This window comes from Granulicella sp. S190 (assembly GCF_009766095.1).
Lineage (GTDB): Bacteria > Acidobacteriota > Terriglobia > Terriglobales > Acidobacteriaceae > Edaphobacter.
This window is the reverse complement of sequence record NZ_LMUD01000009.1, coordinates 1-22,289: the sequence shown is the minus strand read 5'-3', so window position 1 is coordinate 22,289 and position 22,289 is coordinate 1. Positions and strand designations below refer to the sequence as shown.

The following is a 22,289-nucleotide window of genomic DNA, read 5'->3' as shown; positions in this document are numbered from 1 at the left end:
CGGGTCTCCGTCGGTTCGTAGTTGTGAGAGCAGTCTAACCCTGTTGCAGAGTTCGACGGTTAGCGAAGCTCTCGCGTCGGAGCCCGAAGGCCGTCTTTACGAAGGCGAAGACGGCACCGCCCGAAGTGAGGTGTTGGGTGGCTGGTGTTTCGATGGGGAGGTGTTGAAGCGGATGGGGCGGCATTTGCGTGCATGGCCTGCGGGCCGTTAACATCAGGCTAAGAGAAACGAGAGGAATCACTTCATGGAATCCAATACCGCAGCGCGCCGTACGGAAGACATCGCGCTCGATCTACTCAAGTTCGTTGCTTCACAGGCCAATGTCGGAAGCAAATCTACCGGTTCCACCGGGTTCGGCCTGCCGACTTCGCCGAAGGCTGAGGACCAGGTAACGCATCTGCTGGAGCTGTATGCCCGCTGCCGTGAGGCGGTCGAGGCTCCGGTCGCAAAGAAGTAGTGGCACAGGAAGAGGCACGGACGCAGTCGCTGCGCGTGGCGGTGGTGGGGGCCGGCGCCTTTGGACGGAATCATCTGCGCGTGCTGAAGGAGCTTGAGCAGGCTGGGCAGGCGGTCGAGCTTGTTGGGGTTGTCGATCGCGATGCTGCTGCTGTAGCTGCGGCTGCTGAAAAGTTCAGTGTGCCGGGGTTCGAGACGATCGAGGCTTGCCTGTCTGCGGTTGGACAACTGGATGCGGCGTCGGTCTGCGTGCCTACGGTGCATCATGCCTCTGCGGCGGCGGCGTTGCTTGCGGCCGGGGTCGATGTGTTGATCGAGAAGCCGCTGGCTGCAAGTCTTGCGGATGCTGACTTGATTCTTGAGCTTGCCCGGAAGCACGAGCGCATCGTGCAGGTGGGCCACCTGGAACGGTTCAACCCTGCGGTCACCGCGGCGCGGCAGCATCTGAATAAGCCGATGTTCTTTGAGGCGCACCGGCTCAGCATCTTTACGGCGCGTTCGCTGGATGTGGATGTGGTGCTGGATCTGATGATCCATGACCTCGATATTGTGTTGAGCCTCGTGGCTTCGCCGGTGCGCGAGGTGCGGGCGGTGGGCCTGCCGGTGCTCTCGCGCAAGGTGGATATTGCGAATGTAAGGGTGGAGTTCGAGAACGGCTGCATCGCCAACTTCACGGCCAGCCGCGTGAGTACCGAACGGGTGAGGAAGCTGCGATTCTTTCAGCCGTATCAGTATCTTTCGCTCGACTTTGCGCGTCAGGATCTGTTGATGATCGACGTGACGGCGGCTGCGGGGATGGATCCTGCGATGCTCGCTGCGATGGCCGAGAGGGCGCAGCAGGCGGGCGGACATCCGTCGGCGGGCTTGTCGTTGAAGAAGGTCGCGGTGGAGCTGGGTGAGCCTCTGCGGCTGGAGATCGAGGCGTTTCTGCAGGCTGTGCGCACGCGCACGCGGCCTGTGGTCTCGGGTGAGGATGGAAGGGATGCACTGGCGCTCGCGCTTGAGATCAACGAGGCGATCGCGGTGCACGCCGAGCGCGCCGGACTCTAGCCGCACGAAAAAAAATAGTTGAAAAGCGTGGCGTATCTTTCGTCGTCCAAAAAGTGGTTGCTAAGACACCACATCTACCACGCATTCCACCACATCTACACCACCAAAACACCATGTCAAAACACGTGTTTTCTGCAAAAACCCCTGTAAAAACCTCTACCGGCCACGCCCGAAAAAAAGTACAACTCTAATCCATCTTTTTGATGGGGACGGTGTCGGGGATCTTGAGTTCGAACTGATCGTCTTCGAGCTTCTGGTTGAGGGTGAGCTTGGTGATGGTGAGGGTCAGGATGTACTGGTCCTGGGGGCGGCGAATCTCGATCTTCATGGGGAACGGCGTATCGCCGAACTTCTGGTAGTTGCTGTAGAAGGCGCGGGTGACGACGGTACCGTCGGGGCCGTAGATGTCCTGCTGATAGGGCAGCAGATTGCCGCGACTGATGTGGATGACGCGAACAGTATGGGCGGTCTGGCCCTGCGGCTGGGCTAGGAACTCGAGGTCGTAGTCCGGCTCTTCGATGAGGTCTTTGCTGTTTTTCTCGTTCGCTATGACCCGTGTGTCCTGGGTGAGGGAGACAATCTGGTCGGGACCTAAACCATGGATGAGGAGAGAGTCGAAGAAGACGATGGGGCGGAGATTCTCAAGCCCATTGGCGGAGGGTTTCGTGACCTCGTTGGTGCCGGTCATTGCAAGGTTTTTTCTGGGGACCCAGAGCTTCCAGGTCTTGCCGTCGCTGACCATATCGAGCGCGACAGAGCCCAGAAAGGGGACGCGGAGGAGAACGCGGAGATCCTGCGGCTTTCTGAGGAAGATGTAGCCGCTGAAGCTGGGGTACTGGGTCTCTTTGCCCTGCCTGCCGCCACCAGTGGTGGCGACGATCTCTACGCTCGCATTCATGGTTTGAACGGCATCGAAGCGAGTATCGACGTCCTTGAGGAGTTGGGTCAGTTCGGCGTTAAGGACGACGTCGGCGGGCCGCGTCTTGGGAACGATGCGGGTGTGGGTCAGGCAGCCGGTCAATGCCGGAGCCAGCCCAATGATTCCTACCGCCACCGCCTGTCGTATCCTCATGAACACAAACTTCAAGTATATCTTTCCCGGCTCGGTTCCTTGTACTCAGGCCGTAACGCGGCAACTTTCAACTATTTCGTATACGTGTTGGATGTTGGCAGGTTCCGATGCGCTTCTGAAAATCGATGGCTAAACGGCAGTTGCCTAAGGGGTAACCGCGGCTGCGGGATGCTGGGTCTTCTGTGCCTGGCGGTAGGCCTGGACCTGCTGGGCGTGCTCCTGGAGGGTGGCAGAGAAGCGGGTATGGCCGGAGGCGTCGCTGACGAAGTAGAGGTAGTCAGTGCGAGCGGGGCGCATGGCGGCTCGCAGAGCCGCGAGGCCGGGGTTGGCGATGGGGCCCGGCGGCAAACCAGCGTGTTTGTAGGTGTTGTAGGGTGAGGGCGACTGGAGGTCCGAGGCATAGATGGTGCCGCGCCAGCGTCCGTCGAGCAGAGCCGCGTAGATGACGGTGGGGTCGGTCGCAAGGGGGATGTTTTTGGCCAGCCGATTGACGAAGACGCCCGCTACGAGGGGCCGTTCGGCGTCCTGACTCACCTCTTTCTCGACGAGCGAGGCCATGATGAGGGTTTGGGGCACATCGCTGGTGAGGCCAATCTGAGAGGCCACCTGGTGGAAGCGGCGGGTCATCGCGGAGAGGATCTGGACCGGGGTGGCGTGGCGGGAGAAGTGGTAGGTGTCGGGGAACAGGTAGCCCTCAAGCGACGCGGGGGGCGGGCCTTCGGTGTTCCAGGCGGCGATGAGTTCGGTGTGCTGGCGTTCGGCGGCGAGGAAGGCGTCGTGTGGGCCGAAGCCGGCGGCCTCGACTGCCTGGGCGATATCGAAGATGTTGAAGCCTTCGGGGATGGTGAGGGCGCGGGTGAAGACATCGCCGTGGACCAGGCGCTCGTAGACCTCGGTCATGGGGGCCTTGTGGTCGAAGCGGTACTCGCCGGCCTTGAGGATACCGCCTCGCTTGAGACGGAGGAGATAGAAGCCATAACGGCTGCTGATGAGGCCGCTATGCTCCAACTGGGTGGCGATGGATTCAGTTCCGGTGCCTGGGGCGATGTCGAGGAAGGTCTCGGTGGAGGGGCCGTAGGGGAGGTAGAGGAAGCCGGCCGCTATGGCTGCGGCGAGGAGCAGAAGCAGCAGAAGGGTACCGAGAAACTTCAATGCGTGCCTCCGTTTGGGCTTAGGGCTCAGGATTTCAGGGGTGGCCAGGCTTGCTTCAGCGCACGGCGTCCGCTCTCATTTTACGGCGGCGCGGCGGCCTTTCGACTGGCGGACTCAAGTTCGTGACTAGACGTCATCGCTCGAAAGATAAGGTTACCGGTGTCTCGACCTGGGTGAGTGGACTCTCCCAGGTGGTTTTGCTCGGGCGGCATCGTATAATCGAGTTTTGACCACAATGCGTTGCCGCGCGAAGGGTTGCGCGCTCGCCAGTATCATCCGGAAGGCCCCATGCCAGAACAAGTAAAAAAGAGGCTCGCAGAAGAGATCAAGTTGTTGGAGCACGAACTGACCACCGAACTCCCTGCGGAGATCAAGAAAGCCGTCGCACTGGGCGACTTGAGTGAAAACGCCGAGTACCACATGGCCAAACAGCGGCAGGTCTTCGTCAACGCCCGTCTGGGCCAGTTGAAGAAGCGGATGGGCGAGCTGGCCATGGTGAACCTGGTCAATATTCCCAATGACAAGGTTGGGTTTGGCTCGCGCGTGACGGTCTTCGACTCCAGCAAGGATGAAGAGATCAAGTATCAGCTGGTGACGAGCGAAGAGTCCGATGTGTCCAAAGGGCTTATCTCGACGACCTCACCGATCGGTCGAGCGTTGCTGGGCAAACAGGTTGGCGATAGCGCTACGGTGGTTACGCCGAACGGCAAGCGCGAACTTGAGATTCTCAAGCTGCTGACGATTCACGATGCCCCTGCGGAAGAGTAGATTTTCCCATGCGGAGCACACGTCGTGCCATGCTGGCGATGTGATAACAAGGAACGGTAAAAACGGGAAGCGGTAAAAAACGGGCTTTTCCCCGGAGGATGAGTTTTTTGACCTGGACAAGCGCATTCGGCAAAGGCAGCGGGTGGTTGCTGCAGAAGATCGTGAACGGCCTTGCGCTGACCCGTATCTCCCCTAATGCCTTGACCTTCATTGGATTGGTAATCAACATTATTGCCGCCTGCTTTTTTGGATTTGCGCGGCCTAGTAACGCGAACCGCATGTTTATGTACGCGGGGTTGATCATTATTGGGGCGGGCGTCTTCGATATGGTCGATGGGCGCGTGGCGCGGAAGACGAACCAGGTGTCGGTGTTCGGCGCGTTCTTCGATTCGGTGATGGACCGCTACTCGGATGTCGCGATCTTCTTTGGATTGCTGATCTACTACGCGCGCGGCAACCGGCTGTTTTATGTGGGGCTGGTGGCGTTCGTGATGACAGCGTGTGTGATGGTGAGCTATACCCGCGCACGGGCCGAGGCGCTGATTGGAACGTGCAAAGTTGGTTTCATGGAGCGGCCGGAGCGTATTGTTTGCGTGATCCTGGGTGCGCTGTGCAACCGATGGGGCGTGATGGCTCCGGCGCTGTGGGTGCTGGCGCTGTTTGCGACGCTGACGGTGATCCACCGGATACGGTATACGTACCTTGAGACCGAGCGCAGGAAGCTGATCGCACAGGCGAAGTAGCCGCTGGCGAGTGGGCTGAGATCTTATGACAAGATGCGCTGAAGGACGTTGGTCTTCGCGAGGTCGATGATCTCGTCGCCGCGTCCACTGAGGATGCTCTTTGCTGCCCAGAGTGAGAAGCCTTTGGCTTGCGCAAAGCTGATGTGCGGCGGCATGGAGAGCTCCTGGCGATTCACCATCACCTCAACGAGTGCGGGGCCTGGTGTTGCGAAGGCGGTTCGCATGGCGGACTCGAGATCGTTGGGCTGCTCGATGCGAATGCCGTGGATGCCGATGGCGTTGGCGACGGCGGCGAAGTTAGGGTTGTCGAGGTCGGTGGCGTAGGTGACGATGCCGAGGGATTTCATCTCCAGTTCGACGAAGGCGAGGGCGCCATTGTTGAAGACGACGATCTTGACCGGCAGCTTGAGCTGGCGAAGGGTGAGAAGATCGCCGAGCATCATGGCGAGGCCGCCGTCGCCGGAGAGTGTGACGACCTGGCGATCGGGAAAGGCGCACTGCGCACCGATGGACTGGGGGACGGCGCAGGCCATGGATCCGTGGTTGAAGGAGCCGAGGAGACGGCGGCTGCCGTTCATGGTGAGATAACGCGCAGCCCAGACGGTGGGTGTGCCGACGTCGCAGGTGAAGATGGCGTCGTCTGCGGCGAGCTCATCGATGAGGCGCGCGACGTACTGGGGATGGATGGGAGTCTTGTTGTTATCTGCTCCGGCGAGTTCTTCCAGGCCCTCGCGTACCTTCTTGTAGTCCTTTGTTCGGGCGTCGAGGTGGGTGTGGTCGGCTTTGGTTTCGAGGAGGGGAAGCAGCGCGGAGAGCGTGTCTTTGATGGAGCCGACGAGGCCGAGGTCAACCTTGGTGCGGCGTCCGATGTTGTTGCCGCGGAGGTCGACCTGGATGACCTTGGCATGGCTGGGGAAGAACTGGGTGTAAGGAAAGTCGGTGCCGAGCATCAACAGGACATCGCAGTCTTCCATGGCATGGTAGCCGGAGCTGAAGCCGATGAGGCCGGTAAGGCCGACGTCGAAGGGATTGTCGAACTCGAGGAACTCCTTGCCACGGAGAGCGTGGACGATGGGGGACTTGAGAGCGTCGGCGGTGGAGAGGATCTCAGCGTGCGCGTCTTTGCAGCCGGCCCCTCCGAGGATGGTGATTTTTTTTCCGGCGTTCAGGATTGCGGCTGCTTCGCGCAGCTCATCGTCGTTGGGGCGGATGATGGGCTGGGCTTTTTTGACCGGGAGGACACTGCGATCATCGGGCGCGTTGTGAAGGAGCACGTCGCCCGGCATGACGAGGACGGCGACGCCGGAGAGGTTGATGGCGGTGCGCATGGCGATTTCGAGCAGGCGCGGCATCTGTTCGGGGATTCCGACCATCTCGCAGTAGTCGCTGCACTCTTTGAAGAGGTTCTGGGGGTGGGTCTCCTGGAAGTAGTTGGAGCCGATCTCGACGCTGGGGATGTGCGCTGCGATGGCGAGGACGGGAACCCGGCTTCGATGGCAGTCGAAGAGGCCGTTGATGAGGTGCAGGTTGCCGGGGCCGCAGCTCGCAGCGCAGACGGCGAGGGTGCCGGTGAGGTGTGCGTCGGCCCCGGCGGCGAAGGCGGCAGCCTCCTCATTGCGGACGTGGACCCACTCGATGGTGCCATCTTTGCGTAGGGCGTCGGTAAAGCCGTTGAGAGTGTCGCCCGGCAGGCCGTAGACCCGCTTGACTCCAGCGTTTTTAAGACTCTCGACCATAAGTTCCGCGATGGTCTTTGACATTTGTTTCCTCGGATCTACCCACGCTGATGGGCTTGTCTAGAAGTTTGCTGCATAAGACGAACTCAAGCAGAGGTGAGATGCAGTGAGCGTGCGAATAGTTTTGTTAATTCATGGCGGTGCAGCGTTGGTAGTGCGGTTGGTGGAAGCCAGAGGTTCCCGTAGACTCGATAGGGAATGAAGATGCAACCTGTTCTCCTGATTCACGGTGGTGCGTGGGCGATGCCCGACGATGCCATCGCCGCCCATGAAGCCGGCATCGCGAATGCGCTGGCTGCAGGATATGCGCTGCTGGAACGAGGGGCCAGCGCGGTGGATGCGGTTGAGGCTGCGGTTGCAGTGATGGAAGATGACGAGACCTTCGACGCCGGGCGCGGATCCTTTTTGACGCAGGATGGGCGGGTGCAGATGGATGCCCTGCTGATGAACGGGGAGAATCTGCGTACGGGGGGAGTGGCGTGCGTGGAGCGGCTGCGAAATCCGATTCGCGCGGCGCGGCTGGTGCTGGACAAGTCGCCGCATGTGTACTTTGTCGGGACGGGAGCGGAGAGGTTTGCGCGCCAGCATGGCATGGAGCTGTGCGACAACATGGAGTTGGTGGTGCGGCGCGAGCAGGAGAGGCTCTACAAGGCGCAGGCGGATGAGCTTGCCGGGCTACCCGATGAGACTTTCTCCGGAAGCCTTGAGTCGCATGACACGGTGGGGGCGGTGGCGCTCGATGTACATGGAAATATTGCCGCGGGAACCAGTACGGGCGGGACGTTGAACAAGGCTCCGGGGAGGGTTGGCGACTCGTCGCTGATCGGCTGCGGCTGCTATGCGGATAATCTTTCGGCTGCGGTGTCTTTGACGGGGTGGGGCGAGCCGATTATGAAGTTGGTGCTGGGAAAGTGGGCCGTGGATCGGGTTGCGGCTGGGGCTAGCCCCGACGAGGCTGCGCACGAAGCCATTGCTTATCTGTTTAATCGGCTGGGCGGACACGGCGGGATCATCCTATTGGGGCCGGATGGCCGCGTGGGGATGGCGCACAATACGCCGCGCATGGCGTGGGGTCTGCAGACGCCTGCAGGGAGACAGGTGGGCGTCACTCGCAACGAGGCCTGAATCTATAAAATTGACTGGTGATGCTGGCCGCGCCTTTGTTTCCCGATACTCGTCTTGAGGAGATTCATCGCCGGCTGCTGGCCTACTACGGCCAGTCTCCGGAGCGTGAGGTGTGGGATCCGCTGAAGCAGTTCATCTACTCGCTGCTCTCGTCGCGCACAAAGACGGAGATCTCGGTGGCGGTAACACGGCACCTCGAGGATCGCTTTAGAGGCTGGGAGAACGTTCGTGATGCTTCAATTGCTGAGATCGAAGATGCGATTCGCGCCGTAACCTTTCCTGAGCCTAAGGCGGTAAACCTGAAACGGGCGCTGGAGCAGATTACGCAGCGCTGCGGCTCGCTTTCGCTGGATTTTCTGAAGGCCTATCGCACGGACAAGATTCGTTCGTGGCTGGAGCGCTTCGACGGAGTTGGCGTGAAGACCAGCGCAGCGGTGGTGAACTTCAGCACGCTGCGACGGCGTGCCATCTGTGTCGACAGCCACCATCTTCGCGTGACCCAGCGGCTGGGCCTGGTGGGGCGGAGCGCGGATGCCCGGGAGACGGAGAACCGGTTGATGGAGATGGCGCCGGTGAAATGGTCTGCCGAGATGCTGGATGAACATCATTCGCTGATCAAGATTCACGGCCAGCAGCTATGTCCGAAGAACAATCCCAGGTGTCGCGAGTGCCCTCTGCTGGATCTCTGCCTTACTGGGACGGAAATGCTCTCCAATTCGAGCAGGGGCAAAGCCGGGCGGTTAGTAATGACGGCGAAGAAGAGCGCGGCGCGCCTAAAACCCACAAAATAAGAGGCCATCGGGCGGCGGCTACAAGGGAATTGCTGAATCAAATTCTCCGCTTCCGGTTTACTCTTGCGTACTGAATGGTCATTCATGTAGAACATCGCGTCATCAAAGTTGTCGGTTGGGCCGTCGCCAAGAGGCTCGGAGTCCGCTGACATCACGGGAGCAACACGCATGTTCAACGTCAAGTCGCGGCTTTTCTGGTTTAACGCTCTGGCCGCTGTTCCTCTCCTGGTGTGCGTCTCCACCGGCGTTCGGGCTCAGAACATCTCTACGGCTCAGCTCAATGGGACAGTTCACGATCAAACCGGGGCGGTGATTCCGAATGCCGCGGTGGCGATCACGGATGAGTCCAAGGGCTTCTCCCGAGCGACGACCTCGGATGCGCAGGGAAACTATCGTCTGCTGCTGCTGCCTCCGGGGACCTATACCGTGAAGGCTACGGCTACGGGATTCAACACGTACGTCAGCAGGAATGTGATTCTGACGACGGGCGAACAGGGTGAGCTTCCGCTCTCACTGTCGGTCGGGACGACGCAGATCGTGACGGTGAGTTCGGGCGCCGATATCATCGAGACGCAGCGGAGTTCGCAGTCGACCACGGTCGATCAGCTGCGCATCGATAACCTGCCGACGAACGGCCGCAACTACATCAACTTCACGCTTACCAACTCGCAGATTGCGCGGGACGCTGCGCCTTCGGTGGGGGCGATTCCTACTTCGGGGTTGAACTTCGGGGGCGTTCGGGCGCGGTCTAACTCGATCAACGTGGATGGCGCGGATGCCGGGGACTACATCTCGGGGGGAACGCGGTCGACGGTTTCGCAGGACGCGGTGCAGGAGTTCCAGATCATCACGAATGGCTTTGCGGCGGAGTACGGCAGGGCGTCTGGCGGCGTGGTGAATATCGTAACGAAATCAGGAACAAATAAGACCCACGCAAGCGCCTTTGGGTTTTTGCGTAACCGCTACATCCAGGCTACGAACCCCTTTTCTACGGTCGATCAGCCTGCGTATACGCGCGTGCAGGCCGGGTTTACCATCGGCGGCGCGATCGTTCCGGATAAGACGTTCTACTTCTTCTCGACCGAGATTACGCGGCGCCAGGAGACTGGCTTTTCAGACATTGGGGCGAATAACTTTGGACTGACGAACATCGACGTCAGCCGGTTCTATGGAGTTCCGGGAGGCGCTCTGACGATTCAAGGCACCCCGGAGCAACAGGCGTTTCTGCAGAATGCCGCTGTTCCGGCCAACACGCCTGGAATTCAGCAGTACATCGCGCTGGTGGGCTCTGGCTCGTCGCTGGCGACCACGGGACAGAATCCTGCGTTCCTGCAGACGGCGATTGGGCCGAAGAACTTCGCCACCTCAGGCCAGCTGACGCCCGCGTCTTTTACCGCACTCAACAGCCTGATCGGAAACTTTCCCATCTCGGAGAAGACCGAGGTGTACTCGCTGCGGATCGATCATAAGCTGACGAGTAATCAGCAGCTGGCCCTGCATGCCAGCGTCAGCCCCAGTTACATCACGGGGATCGAAGAGAGCGCGGCGAATCAGAATATCGGGGAGAACTCCTTCTCGCGCACTGCCACGCAGAGGCTGCACGATGTCGCCATCGCGGGGCAGTATACGGTCCTGATCGGGAACAACAAGGTGAACGACCTGCGCTTTCAGTACGCGCGGCATCCAGTTCGTTTTGCCAATACCGACGCACCTGGTGGCAGCAATACTGCAGTCAATATTCCGGGCTATGCTTACTTCGGCAAGACTCCCTTTTCAGTCGTAGACCGGATTGAGAACCAGAACCAACTGCAGGACAACTTCACAATCACACGCGGCGGCCACACCGTCAAGGTGGGTGTCGATCTACGTTACATTCCGATCAACCTGCTTCAAGGGCAGCTCTATGGTGGCGGCGACTATACGTTCGCGGCGCTGAACGCTACCGATGTCTCTTCCCAACTTGAGGGCCTGCCAGGATTCTCGGCCGTACAGGCTTATGGGCTTGGAATTCCGCAGTCGTTCGCGCAGGGAATTGGACAGACGACCTACAAATACGATCTGAAGACGCTCGGAGGGTTCTTGCAGGACAGCTGGCGCGCGACCAGCAGGCTGACCTTGAACCTTGGGATTCGCTATGACATCGAGGCCTTTCCGACACAGCTTGGTCTGAACGCGAATACGACCGAGGCTGAGAGAATATACGGGATTCGCGAGGGGATTCGTCTGCAGGATACCAACTTTGCTCCGCGTATAGGGATTGCGTATGACGTTCGGGGCGATGCGAAGACGGTGATTCGCGCAAACTACGGACTCTTCTATGATCGCGCGCCCGGCAACCTGGAGTCGCAGTCGACCAGCTTCAACTCGACCAAGGTTCCGCTTGTCATCCTTGGCGGTGGCTCTCCATGCAGTGTGCTAAGTCCGAATGCCGCAGCGAGCCCTCTAAATCTTAATGCTACGAATGCATTTCAGGGATCGCTGGGCAACGCGAACTGTCTGGGAGCGAGTGCTGCCGGGGTGAACTACATTGCGAGTCAGCAGCGATTCGATCCCGACAACTCGAACTCGGTCTTCGTCAATCAAAACTTTCTGACTGCTGGATTCCCGCTGGCGATTCTTCCTTCGGGACTACCTGCGGACCTGCACTACGTCACGCCTTATGTGCAGCAGATGTCTTTCGGAGTCGAGAAGGATCTTGGCCGCGATATGTCGTTGAACGTCGCGTTCAACTCGACAGGAGGACGGCATCTGAATCGTCCCATCAATGTGAACCCGGTCAATCCGCAGCTGCTGACCGCCAACTGGAGGAACGCGGTAAACGCGGTAAAGGCTGGTACGGCAGCGCCTGGGACTGCAAGCCCAACGTCGAATCCGCTTACGGTGGGCACGGCGGCTGGGGTCAATCCTTGCGGAGTTGGTCCGACTGGCCCTTTCGTCACGCCGGCGCTTCTGAACTTTTTCAGGAAGTCCGGCCTGAATACGTCACTGGCGAGTTTCCTAGCGAATCCAGCTGTGGGCGGTGGTCAGTGCGTCGCGCTGGCGAGCGAGATTGCGGCGTCGGACGGCCTGGGCGTGGGGATTCCTATTCCTTTTGGCGATATGACGCCTAACCTGACAACGGGAACCTCGAGCTACAACGCTTTGAGCGTCAATCTGAAGAAGCGATTTACGACGAACTACGAGTTCCTGGTGAGCTACACCTGGTCGCATGCGATCGACGATTCGACGGATGTTGTCTCCACGTCGGATGCGCCTCAGAGTAACTTTGCGCCGAATGCTGAGCGGAGTACGTCGAGCTTCGACCAGCGCCATCGGCTGGTGCTCTCCGGCGTCTATAACTCCGGACGCCTCGGTGGGTCGGGCTTCTTTCCTACCGCGTTCTCCGGTTTTACCGTGGCACCGATCTTTGAGATCTCTTCAGGACGGCCGTTCAATATCCTGACCGGCAGCGATACGAACTTCGACTTCGATCCGCTTACGGATCGTCCCAACGCGGTTGCACCCGGCAGCGGAACTACAAGCTGTGGCACGGCTCCGGTGCTATCAAAGTACTCTCCGACCGGCGCATTTAATCTGCCCTGCTACGCTGACGCGCCTGCCGATGCTGGGCCGGCGAGCAGCTACTACGCCGGCAATCTTGGGCGCAATGTTGGGGTCAAGCCTTATACGGTCTTTACGGATCTGCGTTTTGCGAAGGCATTTACGTTCTCTCACGAGGTCGCCCTGCAGGTGACGGCGGATATCTTCAACTTGATCAATAAAAACAACACCCTGGATGTGAACCTGCTTTATACCGCGGCGGGTACGCCGACAGCTTCGTCCGATCCGCGGCAGTTCCAGTTTGGAGCTCGCGTGTCTTTCTAGACTAGATGCAACTCTTCAGCGTGTTTGGACCTAAAGTCTTCGCCGCCAAAATGCGAGAAGGGGCGCAACCTATCTGCGAAAATAGGTGTCAGCATATCCAGGAATCGGTGTGCATCTTCCGCGGAGAGGTTTGGAATGAGAAAGAGTTGTGTCGCAGCGACAGCGCTGGTGATCCTGGCCTCGGCACTGGGCTGCGCGAGGGCTCGGGCTGACGCTGCTCTGTTGATGGAGGAGCCCTATGGCGAGTTCGGGGCGTTTAATCCCACGGGACATGCGGCGATCTACCTGAATCACATCTGCGCTGACTCGCCTACGCATCTACGGCCTTGTCGTCCAGGAGAGCCCGGCGCGGTCATCAGCCGTTATCACAAGATAGATGGTTACGACTGGCTGGCGATCCCGCTGGTACCGTATCTCTACGCGGTGGAGCGCGTGGAAGATATTCCGAAGACTGCGGATGCAGCGGTGGAGGCGACTCTGCGCGATCAGTACAGGCGAGATCATCTGCTTGCGTTCGCACCTGATGTTGCTCAGGGAAAGAAGGCTGGTGAAGCTCCCGGCGGGGAGTGGACGCAGCTTGTGGGTGCGTCGTATGACCGCAGAATCTACGGCTTTCAGGTCGCTACGACGGCGGATGAAGACGAGCAGTTTATGAACCGGTTTAACGACAACCGAAACAACGGGCACTTCAATCTGCTGTTTCACAACTGCGCTGACTTCTCGCGAACCTTGATCAATGTGTACTATCCGCACAGCGTGCACCGAAACTTCTTTGTCGACCTGGGAATCACGACACCGAAGCAGGTTGCACGCTCATTGACCAAGTATGCGGATCGGCATCCTGACCTGGAGTTTTCTACCTTTATGATTCCGCAGGTGCCGGGGAGCATCAAGCGGAGCCATCCCATCGATGGAGTCCTGGAATCCGTCGTGAAGTCAAAGAAGTATGTTGTGCCGCTGGCAGTCTTGAGTCCGGAGGTTGCAGCGGGCTTCGTGGTGGCTTACCTCACAGATGGTCGCTTCAAGGCTCCCAAGGATGCTGCGGTTGAGGTGATACCTGGAGAACCCACGACGATGACGGGCGCCACTCCCGTTCCGGGAGCGGTCGAGGTTCGCCATCCGATGCCTCCACCTGCAGCGGAACCTATTCCGGCTACCCCACAGTAGCTGGCTGAAAGGCTAGTTAACCTTGAGGTTTGCGTCGGCGTCCATCACGAGAGACTCCCCTTCGACGAGGAGCGAGTGCAGCTTCAGTGAGTCGAGCGAGAGGGAGTAACCGGTAGTTTCGGTGGAGCGGCTCAGAAGCTGCCGCATAAGGATTGCAGCGTTGACCTTCATCTGCGCTGGGACTTTGTGGCTGAGGAAGGGCGCGAGGATAAAGTTCAGCTCACGGGACTCACTGAGCCGTTCGATCCGCGCGTCACGAAAACCGATGCTCTCCTCTTCGGCTTCGGGAATCAGTGAGACGTCTGTGTCCGTGGTCAGCGAGACGCCGAGGCAGGTGCCCCGAACGGAGGTGCCGAGCTTCGATTTTGCATGAACGTGGACGACGATGCGGTCCTGCACGAAGGTGACGTGCGGCGATTCAGCGTAGACAAAGCAGGGCGAGTTGGCATCGCCACGGATGTAGTAGCGCCCCTCGGGGCCGTTGAAAAGCTGCGCGCGGAGAGTTTGTTCCAGCGCCTGTGCGGAGACCTTTACCTCGATCGCAGAGGCTGCCTGAGTCGCAGAGAAGAGAAGTATAAGGGGAAGCAGCAGGCAAAGCTGGAGTTGGCGCATGTTGGTTTAAGCATAACGGCAGTCGCGCGTGCCAGCATCTTGTTTTGACGATCCTGGATCAGGGGTGGCTGGTAATCTGTGCTGACGATGCGAAAATCTGCTCCGCTCCTCTTCGTGCTTCTCTGCGCTTTGATGACACTCCCTTTAGCCGCTCAGGGTAAACGTATGGTCGTCATCGATCAGGATGGCTCCGGTCCTGGCGGCTCCAACCAGATGGCGATGATGGTGCTGCTACAGTCTCCGGAGGTAGAGGTGCTGGGAATCACGATGGTGAGCGGCAATGCCTGGGAGCCGGAGGAGGTGCAGCACACGCTGCGGATGCTTGAGCTGATTCATCGGCCGGATGTTTCCGTCGTGCCGGGAGCGGTCTTTCCTCTGGTTCGAACGGAGGAAGAGTCGAAGATCCAGGAGCAGCTCTATGGCACCTTTCCCTGGTATGGCGCGTGGGGCGATCTCGCTGCGAAGACGAGCCGCCAGCCTTATCACGGGCCATACGTCATTCCTAAGCTTGATGAGGGTGAGCCGGTGCTGAAGCCGTCATTAGAGGATGCAGCGCATTTTCTGATCCGGCAGGTGCATGCGCATCCGCACCAGGTCACCATCTATGCCGCAGGCCCGCTCACGAACATCGCGTTGGCGCTCTCGATCGACTCGCACTTCGCGGAGTTTGCACAGGGCATCGTGATCATGGGAGGCAGCCTGAGCCCGCAGACCGGCGACCCTGAGTTCGTCAACAATCCACGCCATGAGTTCAACTTCTGGTTCGATCCTGAGGCCGCACACATTACGCTTCGCGCCCACTGGCCTCGCATCGATCTGACTACGGTCGATATCTCGGTCAAGACCAGGTTTACGAAGTTGATGCTTGATGAGATTGCACGGTCTCCTTATCCGGCTGCGAAGTATCTTGCCGCCTATACGGGCGAGTTCTACTATCTATGGGACGAGCTTGCGGCCGCAGCGTGGCTTGATCCTGCAATCATCACCAAGGAAGAAAAGTTGTACCTCGATGTGGATCTTAGCCGCGGCCCGTTCTATGGAGATACGCTTTCGTGGACTGCGGAGAGCAAGCCTGCGCTGGATGTGCAGTTGGTCCACGTCCAGAAGGATCTGGATCTTCCACGGTTCTATAAGCTCTTCGTCGAGCTGATGAAAGCTCCACCACAACCTTTTCCCTCGGCCAAGTAAGAGAGATTCCCGCTGTCATAAGGCCATGCGACGAAAGCTGTATCCTCTTTGTAGATTCGATCCTGTATCAGCAGGACGGCTTGTTCGTACCGGGAGGATTTATGGAAAGGCGTGACTTCTTGAGCGCATCGATGGCAACCTCCGTATTGGCTTTAGCAAATCAGTCGCAGGCTCAATCTTCTGCGGGCCGCCCACGTGAGTACTACGAGATTCGCAGGTATCACCTGCAGACCGGACCACAGGTCAAGCTCACAGAAGATTATCTGGCGAATGCGTTGATTCCTGCGCTCAACCGGATGGGTATTGCGCCGGTCGGGGCTTTTCATCTCGACATCGGACCGGATACGCCGACGTTATATCTTTTGCTGCCGTGCGCGAAACTCGACACGCTTGTCTCTGCGGAGCTACAGCTTGCGCATGATGAGCAGTTCCAGAAAGCTGCTGCAGCCTTCTGGAGTGCTCCTGCAACGGCCCCTGCCTTTCAACGCATCGATAGCTCGCTCCATGTGGCGTTCGAGGGTTGGCCGAAGTTGACGCTGCCAGCCGCAACGGCAGAGCATGGCAAGAGAATCTTCCAGCTGCGGACCTACGAGAGCCCCAGCAGCCAGGCGCATGTTCGCAAGGTGGAGATGTTTCATCACGGTGAGTTTGACATCTTTCAGCGGGCGGGTTTCAGCCAGATCTTCTATAGCGATACTCTGATCGGTCCACGCATGCCGAACCTCACCTACATGCTGGGCTTTGCCGATCTGACGGACCTCAACGCGAAGTGGGACAAGTTCCGTGCGGATCCTGAGTGGATCAAGCTGAAGAGCTCGCCGCGATATGGCTACGAAGAGATTGTGAGTAACATTTCGAATCTGATCTTGAGCCCAACGGCTTACTCGCAGGTTTGATCCCAGGGATGAGATTGCTCTTCTACGGCGGAGTGGGGTCTGCTGCGTTTGGGACGATGCTCGAAGTGGCGGCGAAGCGATGATAGTTGGCGTATGTCGCCGTGAAGCGAAAGGCATTCGTCCTGGACGTCTCGGTGGTGAAGGCTGTCACAGTCAATGGGAGCCAGAATGTTTTTCCATTGAGAGTGACGGGGGCAAAGTCGACCGAGGCAGTCCCACGAACGGCGCTGTCCTTGCCAATGGGGTGAGGGACGGTGCGTTCGATGTGCGTAACCTGCCAGGTTGACGAGTCGATGACGAATTTGCCTGTGGTGCCGGCCTGGATGGAAGAGCAGCCAGGCTGTCCGGAAGCGCCTTCGTTTGCGGTGAAGGTAAATGCTTCGGTACCCGGAGGTAAGGACGAAGGATCGGGATCGTAGTTGAAACACTGACGGTGTTCTGCGGAGAGGAACTTTGTGAGTGCTCTGCTAAAACCTCCGCTGAACGAGATCGGCATGTCTAGTTTTTTACCGCCCGACGGTCTGCCATTGATCGTGCTGACCTCGCGCGACTCTTCAAGGGTTTGGAGAGGAGACGAGGATCGCGTGACACGGAAGAGCGCCTCGATCGTGGTCTCGTGCTTCACGCTGCCATCGTGGAGTTCCTGCGAGACGATGTGTTCGTCGCAGAAAAAACTGGGTACGGAGGCCTTGTACCGGTCGGTGTTCGCTTCCACGCGCGTAAGAATCTGTTCAAGCGCCGGGTCTGGGTGCTGGCCTTGCACAGTTACCGTAGCAAAACCTCCCAGAAGGCATAAGAATGAGGTGCGTCTTAGGTGTGAAGCGAGGCTCATGAACGACTCTACGTTCGGCGCTGCAGATTAGTTCGCTAGCAAGTTTCCTAGCGGGTCTCAAGGAGGAGCAGGTTGCCGTCTGGGTCGATGATGCTGAGGGTATTGCCATTCTTGAGGGCGAAGATGCCCTCTTTGTGGAGGTGGCGCGCGGCTTTGCTAAGGCTGTTTGACTCAAGGGTGATGCGGGCGTGACTGCCTGGGGTCCCAGGAAGAATCTCAATCTCCTGGCCGCTCTCGCCGGGCATATGGAGACTCATCGGGTCGTTGGCGATGGGCTTGAAGTTGAGCTGGTTGATATAAAAGTCGCGGGCCGCAGCAGGGTCGGCCATCGGCAGCGACATCCCAATCAACTTCTCGGCGATGCGGTCGGGGCCAAGATGTTTCCCCTCGTCTTCGCGGTGCAGCGAGCCGGGCATGTACTGGGTGTATTCGATGATCTGGGCGCCTGAGGATTGGGCTGGACCGGCTATGAAGAAGTGAAGGTTGCCCGGCTCGGTCTTTCCGGTGGGAGTTGGGGTGAGGCCGTGGCTCGAGTAGTTATCATTGAGCGCCTGCAGATCAACGGCCTCGAAGCAGAGGCGCGAGGAGCCGGTGTCGGTATCGGTGGCAACTGCGGGGGTAAGTTCGATGAACTGGACGTCGTTGATCTTGAAGAATGATCTATAGGGAACATTGTCTTTACGAAGATCGAAGGCTCGTTCGAAGCCGAGCTTCTCGTAGAAGGCGACAGAGGCGTCAAGACTGTGGACGCGAAGAGAGACGTGGGCGATGCCGTTGAGGGGTGGAGTTCTGATGTCGGGCTGGGCGTGCAGGAGAGGCGTGAAGAGGATGTTCAGAAGGGCGGTGAGAAGAGAACACTTGTGTAGCAGACGGATACGGAAGGCCGGACTCGAGGTCATTTACTGCTCCATTGGTTCTGAGTACGAATTGTCGCCTATGGATGAGATTGGTGACAATTCACAGGTCAGGACAGGGGAGCGCGAGTTATAGAAGCGGAACCTGGTATCGGAGAGTTCGCCGAACGCCGTTCGAAAAAGAAAGCCCATCTTCACGTAGATTCACGTGGAATAGATGTGTGTGAAGATGGGTGTATTGAGATACGGCGGCGGATCAGGCGTTTACGTTTACAGCAGAGCCCGAGGTTTGCCCGCTGTTGACGAGAAAGTTGGTGAGATCTGATAGAGCATCCGTGGTGTTGCCGGAGTTTAGATCGGAGCCGAGCTGGTTGAGCAACTTATCGAGCGGGTTGGAGGACTGCGAGTCGGAGGTGCTCCCGGTCGATGAGGAAGACGGGGAAGAAGAGTTCTGGGCCTTCAAATCGTTCTCTACCTTAGTGAGTGCTGCCTTGGCGCTGTTTACATCGTTGGAGCCCAGAGCCTTGAGCAGCGCGGCCAGGTCGGTCGAAAGTGCATTGCCGGAAGAGCTGCTGCTGGTGCTATTGGGGTTGGAGTTGTCGGAAGCCTGGGTTGTTGAGGCCTGTGTTGTGGGGTTGGTAGTGGTTTTGGAGTTCTTGAGTTGGGCGAGCTCGTTGAAAAGATCGTTGCTGGAGCTCTGCGGAACAGGCGTTAGGACTGACAAGCTCATGTGGTTCCCTTTCGTAGATGTCTGCGGATACTTCGCGTGACAGTTGCTTCTTGCATCGTCATCCCGCAAAAAAGCTTTAGATGAAAACGGATCTTTCGTTTGAACATCAACACGGAAAAGGATGACGGTTCCAAATTGGGCGGCTTTGCTATGGCGCTTTTACTTCGACAGCAGAGGGAAGGAGTTGAAGCGCATGGCCGCATCAATATTGCGATCGTCGAGGCCACAGTGCAAGAAACACTGACGGCCCTAGAGTCGAGTTTTTAGGGGAATATATGGGCAAGCGCGTTAGGCAGCTTCTGCTTCAGCCTTGAGTTTTTCGGCGGTGTAGTGGGCGATGAGGGCGTCGATCGTCGGCTGAATCTGGCCTTCCATCACCATCGCGAGTTGGTGATTGGTGAGTCCGATGCGATGGTCGGTCAGACGGTTCTGCGGGAAGTTGTAGGTGCGGATCTTCTCGCTACGATCGCCGGAGCCAATCTGCTGCTTGCGGTCTTTTGCTTGAATCTGGTGAATGCGTTCTGCTTCCACCTCGTAGAGGCGAGCGCGTAGAACACGCATTCCCTTCTCGCGGTTTTTGATCTGCGACTTCTCGTCCTGGCAACTGACGACCGTGTTGGTAGGCAGATGCGTGATGCGGACCGCGGAGTAGGTGGTGTTGACTGACTGGCCGCCGGGACCGGAGGAGCAGAAGGTGTCGATGCGAAGATCCTTGGCTTCAATCTTGATGTCAACCTCTTCGGCCTCAGGCAGTACGGCGACGGTGATCGCCGAGGTGTGAACGCGGCCCTGAGTTTCGGTTGCCGGTACACGCTGCACGCGATGAACCCCGGACTCATATTTGAGCTGCGAGTAGACGTGGTCGCCTTCGATGATGGCGGTGACGTCCTTCAAACCATGGCCGATGCCGGACTCGGTCTGCGAGAGGATCTCGACCTTCCACTTGTGCTGTTCGGCAAAGCGCATGTACATGCGGAAGACCTCGGCGACGAAGAGTGCAGCTTCATCGCCGCCGGTACCTGCGCGAAGTTCGAGGATGACGTTCTTCTCGTCATTAGGATCCTTCGGCAGCAGCAGAGCCTTGAGCTGCTCTTCGACAGGAGCGAGACGTGGTTCGAGTTCGTCGAGTTCGGCCTGGGCCATCTCTTTAACGTCTGGATCGGGGTCAGCGAGCATGGCCTTGGCCTCGGCGATGCCGTCGCGGATCTTGCGGTACTCACGGAACTTCTCGACGGTCGGTTCCATGTCGCGGTGCTGCTTGGCCACTGATTGGAACTTCTTCTGGTCGGTGACCAGCGTGGGGTCTGACATCTGCTTGCCGAGGTCTTCATAGCGGGCTTCGAGTTGGTCGAGGCGGTCGAACATAGCTACTCCATTGAGAGAAAAGGGATTATAGGGATAAGGAAAAGGAACCGAGAAGGCGCAGCTAGGCAAAGTCGTGACGGTCGGGCGACTCGATCACGCGGGGGGAAGACACCGGCTTTGCGACTGCATTCATATCTAGTTAGATGTTACTCCTTCCGGGTTAGGTGCAGCGAGCCTCTTTTTTGCATCTTTACTGGGGAGGAATCAGCGGCATATTAGTTGGCCGAATCAGACGTGGGACGAGGATAAGGGTTCATGCTAAAGAAGATCAGGACAGAGTTACTGGAGATCGCCTTCGAGGACGGTGGTTCTATTCATAGTCCCGCGGTGCTTCTGCTTCATGGGTGGCCGGACGCCCCGCGCGGCTGGGAACACCTCGCAGCCAGGCTGCAGACGGAGGGTTGGCGGACGGTGATTCCATATATCCGAGGCTCTGGACAGACCAGGTTCTTGTCTGAAGAGACGCCGCGAGTCGGTGCAGGGGTGGCGCTGGCGCAGGATGCGCTCGATCTCGCCGATGGACTTGGGATCGACCGTTTCGCTGTAGTGGGACATGACTGGGGCGCAAGAGCGGCGTATACGATGGCGGCGCTTTTTCCGGAGCGGATTACGACGATATCTGCTTTAGCGCTGGCATATCAGCCTGGCGGTCGCTTTCATGTGCCGTCGTTCGAGCAATCACGGCGCTTCTGGTATCAGTGGTTTCAGTGCATCGAGGGGGGAGCGGAAAAGGTACAGGAGGATCCGTGCGGGTTTGCGCGCATTCAATGGGACACGTGGAGCCCGTCTGGATGGTTCGATGAGGCTGAGTTTTCGAGAACGGCCCAAAGCTTTTTGAATCCTGACTGGGTCCCCATCACGTTGAACTCTTACCGCTCGCGCTGGATGAAAGGCGAGGCTTGGGATGCGCGTTACGACGACCACCAACGAAAGCTCGAAGCGATAGAACGTGTGTCTATCCCAACCTTGATGATCCAGGGAGCGGACGATCGGTGCGATGCCCCCAGCCAATCGGAGGGAAAGGAGCGGTACTTCATGGCTGGGTATCGTCGCATGTTGCTGGATGGTGTGGGCCATTTTCCCCATCGCGAATCACCGGATCGGGTGGCGGATGCCATCGTTCTTCACCTGCAGGAGAAAGCATCGCGATAAGTTTTGGCGCAAGGAGTTCAGGGTATGGCACTATTTGCCGCGGTCGCAGAGTTGGCCGAGGAGCTTGCCGGGGAGACAGGGAAGCTGAAGAAGCGCGCGGCGATTGCGAAGGCCATCTCTGCGGTGTACGCGGCTACCCCTGAGAGCGAAGACGCAGGGTGGTTCGCGCTTTATGTCGCGGGAACGCCATTTGCGGAGTCCGATTCGCGAAAGTTGAATGCGGGTGGAGCGTTGTTATCGAAGGCTCTGTTGGCAGTCAGCGGAGCCAGCGACCAGGCAATGACACTGGCCTATCGACGGCATGGTGACATGGGCGCCGCAGCCTACGATCTCTTGATTACAGCGGGGGCTGGGAGGATGTCGGAGCTGACGCTGGCAGAAGTAACAGAGGCGTTTGCTGCGATGGCAGTGGCAAAGACAACTGCGATTCGTGCGGGTTTGGTGGAAGGCCTGCTGCGAAGAGCAACGCCGCTCGAGGCGAAGTACCTGCTGAAGCTGATGCTTGGCGATATGAGGATCGGGGTGAAGCAGAGTCTGGTGGAAGAGGCGATTGCTGTCGCTGCTGCCGCTCCCGTGGAGATGGTGCGACTAGCCGTGATGCTGGAGGCGGACCTTGGCGGTGCGGTGCGCAGGGCATTTGCAGGCACGCTGGCTCAGGCGAAGATGCGGCTGTTTCATCCGCTGGGATTCATGTTGGCATCGCCGGTGGAGACGCCGGAAGAGGCGGTGGAACGAT

Annotated in this window: 21 protein-coding genes and 1 pseudogene; 14 read left to right on the top strand and 8 right to left on the bottom strand. The window is 58.6% G+C overall.

Features of this window, described 5'->3' with window-relative positions:
- Positions 1–43: 43 nt before the first annotated feature.
- The 3 genes from GSQ94_RS03925 to GSQ94_RS03915 are packed head-to-tail and all read left to right on the top strand — an operon-like array spanning position 44 to position 1,506.
- Complete coding sequence (locus GSQ94_RS03925) at positions 44–211, top strand: hypothetical protein (RefSeq protein ID WP_158942018.1); 168 nt, start codon at positions 44–46, stop codon at positions 209–211.
- 33 nt (positions 212–244) lie between these two features.
- Positions 245–457: a hypothetical protein gene (locus tag GSQ94_RS03920; RefSeq protein WP_158942017.1), complete on the top strand. Its 213-nt coding sequence runs from the start codon at positions 245–247 to the stop codon at positions 455–457.
- Complete coding sequence (locus tag GSQ94_RS03915; RefSeq protein ID WP_254063640.1) at positions 457–1,506, top strand: Gfo/Idh/MocA family protein; 1,050 nt, start codon at positions 457–459, stop codon at positions 1,504–1,506. The genes GSQ94_RS03920 and GSQ94_RS03915 overlap by 1 nt, the downstream gene beginning before the upstream one ends.
- A gap of 187 nt (positions 1,507–1,693) precedes the next feature.
- Here the strand turns inward: GSQ94_RS03915 and GSQ94_RS03910 are convergent, their stop codons facing one another.
- Positions 1,694–2,578 (bottom strand): outer membrane lipoprotein-sorting protein, encoded by an 885-nt coding sequence (locus GSQ94_RS03910; RefSeq protein ID WP_254063639.1) that lies wholly within the window; start codon positions 2,576–2,578, stop codon positions 1,694–1,696.
- Between the two features lie 144 nt (positions 2,579–2,722).
- Positions 2,723–3,730, bottom strand: coding sequence for an endolytic transglycosylase MltG (gene mltG, locus GSQ94_RS03905; RefSeq protein WP_158942016.1), 1,008 nt, complete (start codon positions 3,728–3,730; stop codon positions 2,723–2,725).
- A gap of 288 nt (positions 3,731–4,018) precedes the next feature.
- Between mltG and greA the strand changes: the two genes are divergently transcribed.
- Together greA and GSQ94_RS03895 are read left to right on the top strand one after the other, a co-directional pair.
- On the top strand, positions 4,019–4,498 hold the full coding sequence (gene greA, locus GSQ94_RS03900) for a transcription elongation factor GreA (protein ID WP_158942015.1): 480 nt from the start codon (positions 4,019–4,021) through the stop codon (positions 4,496–4,498).
- Between the two features lie 107 nt (positions 4,499–4,605).
- The gene (locus tag GSQ94_RS03895) at positions 4,606–5,241 is read left to right on the top strand and encodes a CDP-alcohol phosphatidyltransferase family protein (protein WP_158942014.1); all 636 of its coding nucleotides are present in this window, start codon (positions 4,606–4,608) and stop codon (positions 5,239–5,241) included.
- 23 nt (positions 5,242–5,264) lie between these two features.
- Here the strand turns inward: GSQ94_RS03895 and poxB are convergent, their stop codons facing one another.
- Positions 5,265–7,001, bottom strand: a complete 1,737-nt coding sequence (poxB, locus tag GSQ94_RS03890; protein WP_158942013.1) for a ubiquinone-dependent pyruvate dehydrogenase — start codon at positions 6,999–7,001, stop codon at positions 5,265–5,267.
- A gap of 174 nt (positions 7,002–7,175) precedes the next feature.
- Between poxB and GSQ94_RS03885 the strand changes: the two genes are divergently transcribed.
- From GSQ94_RS03885 to GSQ94_RS03870, 4 genes are all read left to right on the top strand, one after another.
- On the top strand, positions 7,176–8,102 hold the full coding sequence (locus GSQ94_RS03885) for an isoaspartyl peptidase/L-asparaginase (RefSeq protein WP_158942012.1): 927 nt from the start codon (positions 7,176–7,178) through the stop codon (positions 8,100–8,102).
- Positions 8,103–8,137: 35 nt separating this feature from the next.
- Entirely contained in the window at positions 8,138–8,893 is a 756-nt protein-coding gene (nth, locus tag GSQ94_RS03880) for an endonuclease III (protein WP_254063638.1), read from the top strand.
- A gap of 168 nt (positions 8,894–9,061) precedes the next feature.
- Positions 9,062–12,757: a TonB-dependent receptor gene (locus GSQ94_RS03875; protein WP_158942011.1), complete on the top strand. Its 3,696-nt coding sequence runs from the start codon at positions 9,062–9,064 to the stop codon at positions 12,755–12,757.
- 135 nt (positions 12,758–12,892) lie between these two features.
- Entirely contained in the window at positions 12,893–13,924 is a 1,032-nt protein-coding gene (locus tag GSQ94_RS03870; protein ID WP_158942010.1) for a hypothetical protein, read from the top strand.
- A 12-nt stretch (positions 13,925–13,936) separates the two neighbouring features.
- Here GSQ94_RS03870 and GSQ94_RS03865 read toward each other — a convergent pair whose 3' ends face one another.
- A complete protein-coding gene (locus GSQ94_RS03865; RefSeq protein WP_158942009.1) occupies positions 13,937–14,536 on the bottom strand; it encodes a hypothetical protein in 600 nt (199 codons plus the stop codon).
- A gap of 87 nt (positions 14,537–14,623) precedes the next feature.
- Here GSQ94_RS03865 and GSQ94_RS03860 point away from each other — a divergent pair, with 87 nt between their 5' ends.
- Together GSQ94_RS03860 and GSQ94_RS03855 are read left to right on the top strand one after the other, a co-directional pair.
- Positions 14,624–15,724, top strand: coding sequence for a nucleoside hydrolase (locus GSQ94_RS03860; protein ID WP_254063637.1), 1,101 nt, complete (start codon positions 14,624–14,626; stop codon positions 15,722–15,724).
- A 131-nt stretch (positions 15,725–15,855) separates the two neighbouring features.
- Positions 15,856–16,620, top strand: coding sequence for an NIPSNAP family protein (locus GSQ94_RS03855; protein ID WP_254063636.1), 765 nt, complete (start codon positions 15,856–15,858; stop codon positions 16,618–16,620).
- Positions 16,621–16,642: 22 nt separating this feature from the next.
- On the opposite strand, the gene GSQ94_RS03850 is transcribed toward GSQ94_RS03855, so the two are convergent.
- The 3 genes from GSQ94_RS03850 to GSQ94_RS03840 form a co-directional block, all read right to left on the bottom strand.
- Positions 16,643–17,452 (bottom strand): hypothetical protein, encoded by an 810-nt coding sequence (locus tag GSQ94_RS03850; RefSeq protein ID WP_158942007.1) that lies wholly within the window; start codon positions 17,450–17,452, stop codon positions 16,643–16,645.
- Between the two features lie 47 nt (positions 17,453–17,499).
- Positions 17,500–18,351 (bottom strand): VOC family protein, encoded by an 852-nt coding sequence (locus GSQ94_RS03845; protein WP_254063635.1) that lies wholly within the window; start codon positions 18,349–18,351, stop codon positions 17,500–17,502.
- A 211-nt stretch (positions 18,352–18,562) separates the two neighbouring features.
- Positions 18,563–19,036, bottom strand: coding sequence for a hypothetical protein (locus GSQ94_RS03840; RefSeq protein ID WP_158942006.1), 474 nt, complete (start codon positions 19,034–19,036; stop codon positions 18,563–18,565).
- A gap of 99 nt (positions 19,037–19,135) precedes the next feature.
- Between GSQ94_RS03840 and GSQ94_RS03835 the strand changes: the two genes are divergently transcribed.
- Positions 19,136–19,303, top strand: a complete 168-nt coding sequence (locus GSQ94_RS03835; protein WP_158942005.1) for a hypothetical protein — start codon at positions 19,136–19,138, stop codon at positions 19,301–19,303.
- Positions 19,304–19,324: 21 nt separating this feature from the next.
- On the opposite strand, the gene prfA is transcribed toward GSQ94_RS03835, so the two are convergent.
- A complete protein-coding gene (prfA, locus tag GSQ94_RS03830) occupies positions 19,325–20,401 on the bottom strand; it encodes a peptide chain release factor 1 (protein ID WP_158942004.1) in 1,077 nt (358 codons plus the stop codon).
- Between the two features lie 255 nt (positions 20,402–20,656).
- On the opposite strand from prfA, the gene GSQ94_RS03825 reads away from it, so the two are divergent.
- Entirely contained in the window at positions 20,657–21,553 is an 897-nt protein-coding gene (locus tag GSQ94_RS03825) for an alpha/beta fold hydrolase (RefSeq protein ID WP_158942003.1), read from the top strand.
- 24 nt (positions 21,554–21,577) lie between these two features.
- A pseudogene (locus tag GSQ94_RS03820) lies at positions 21,578–22,289 on the top strand (ATP-dependent DNA ligase); the annotation flags it as partial.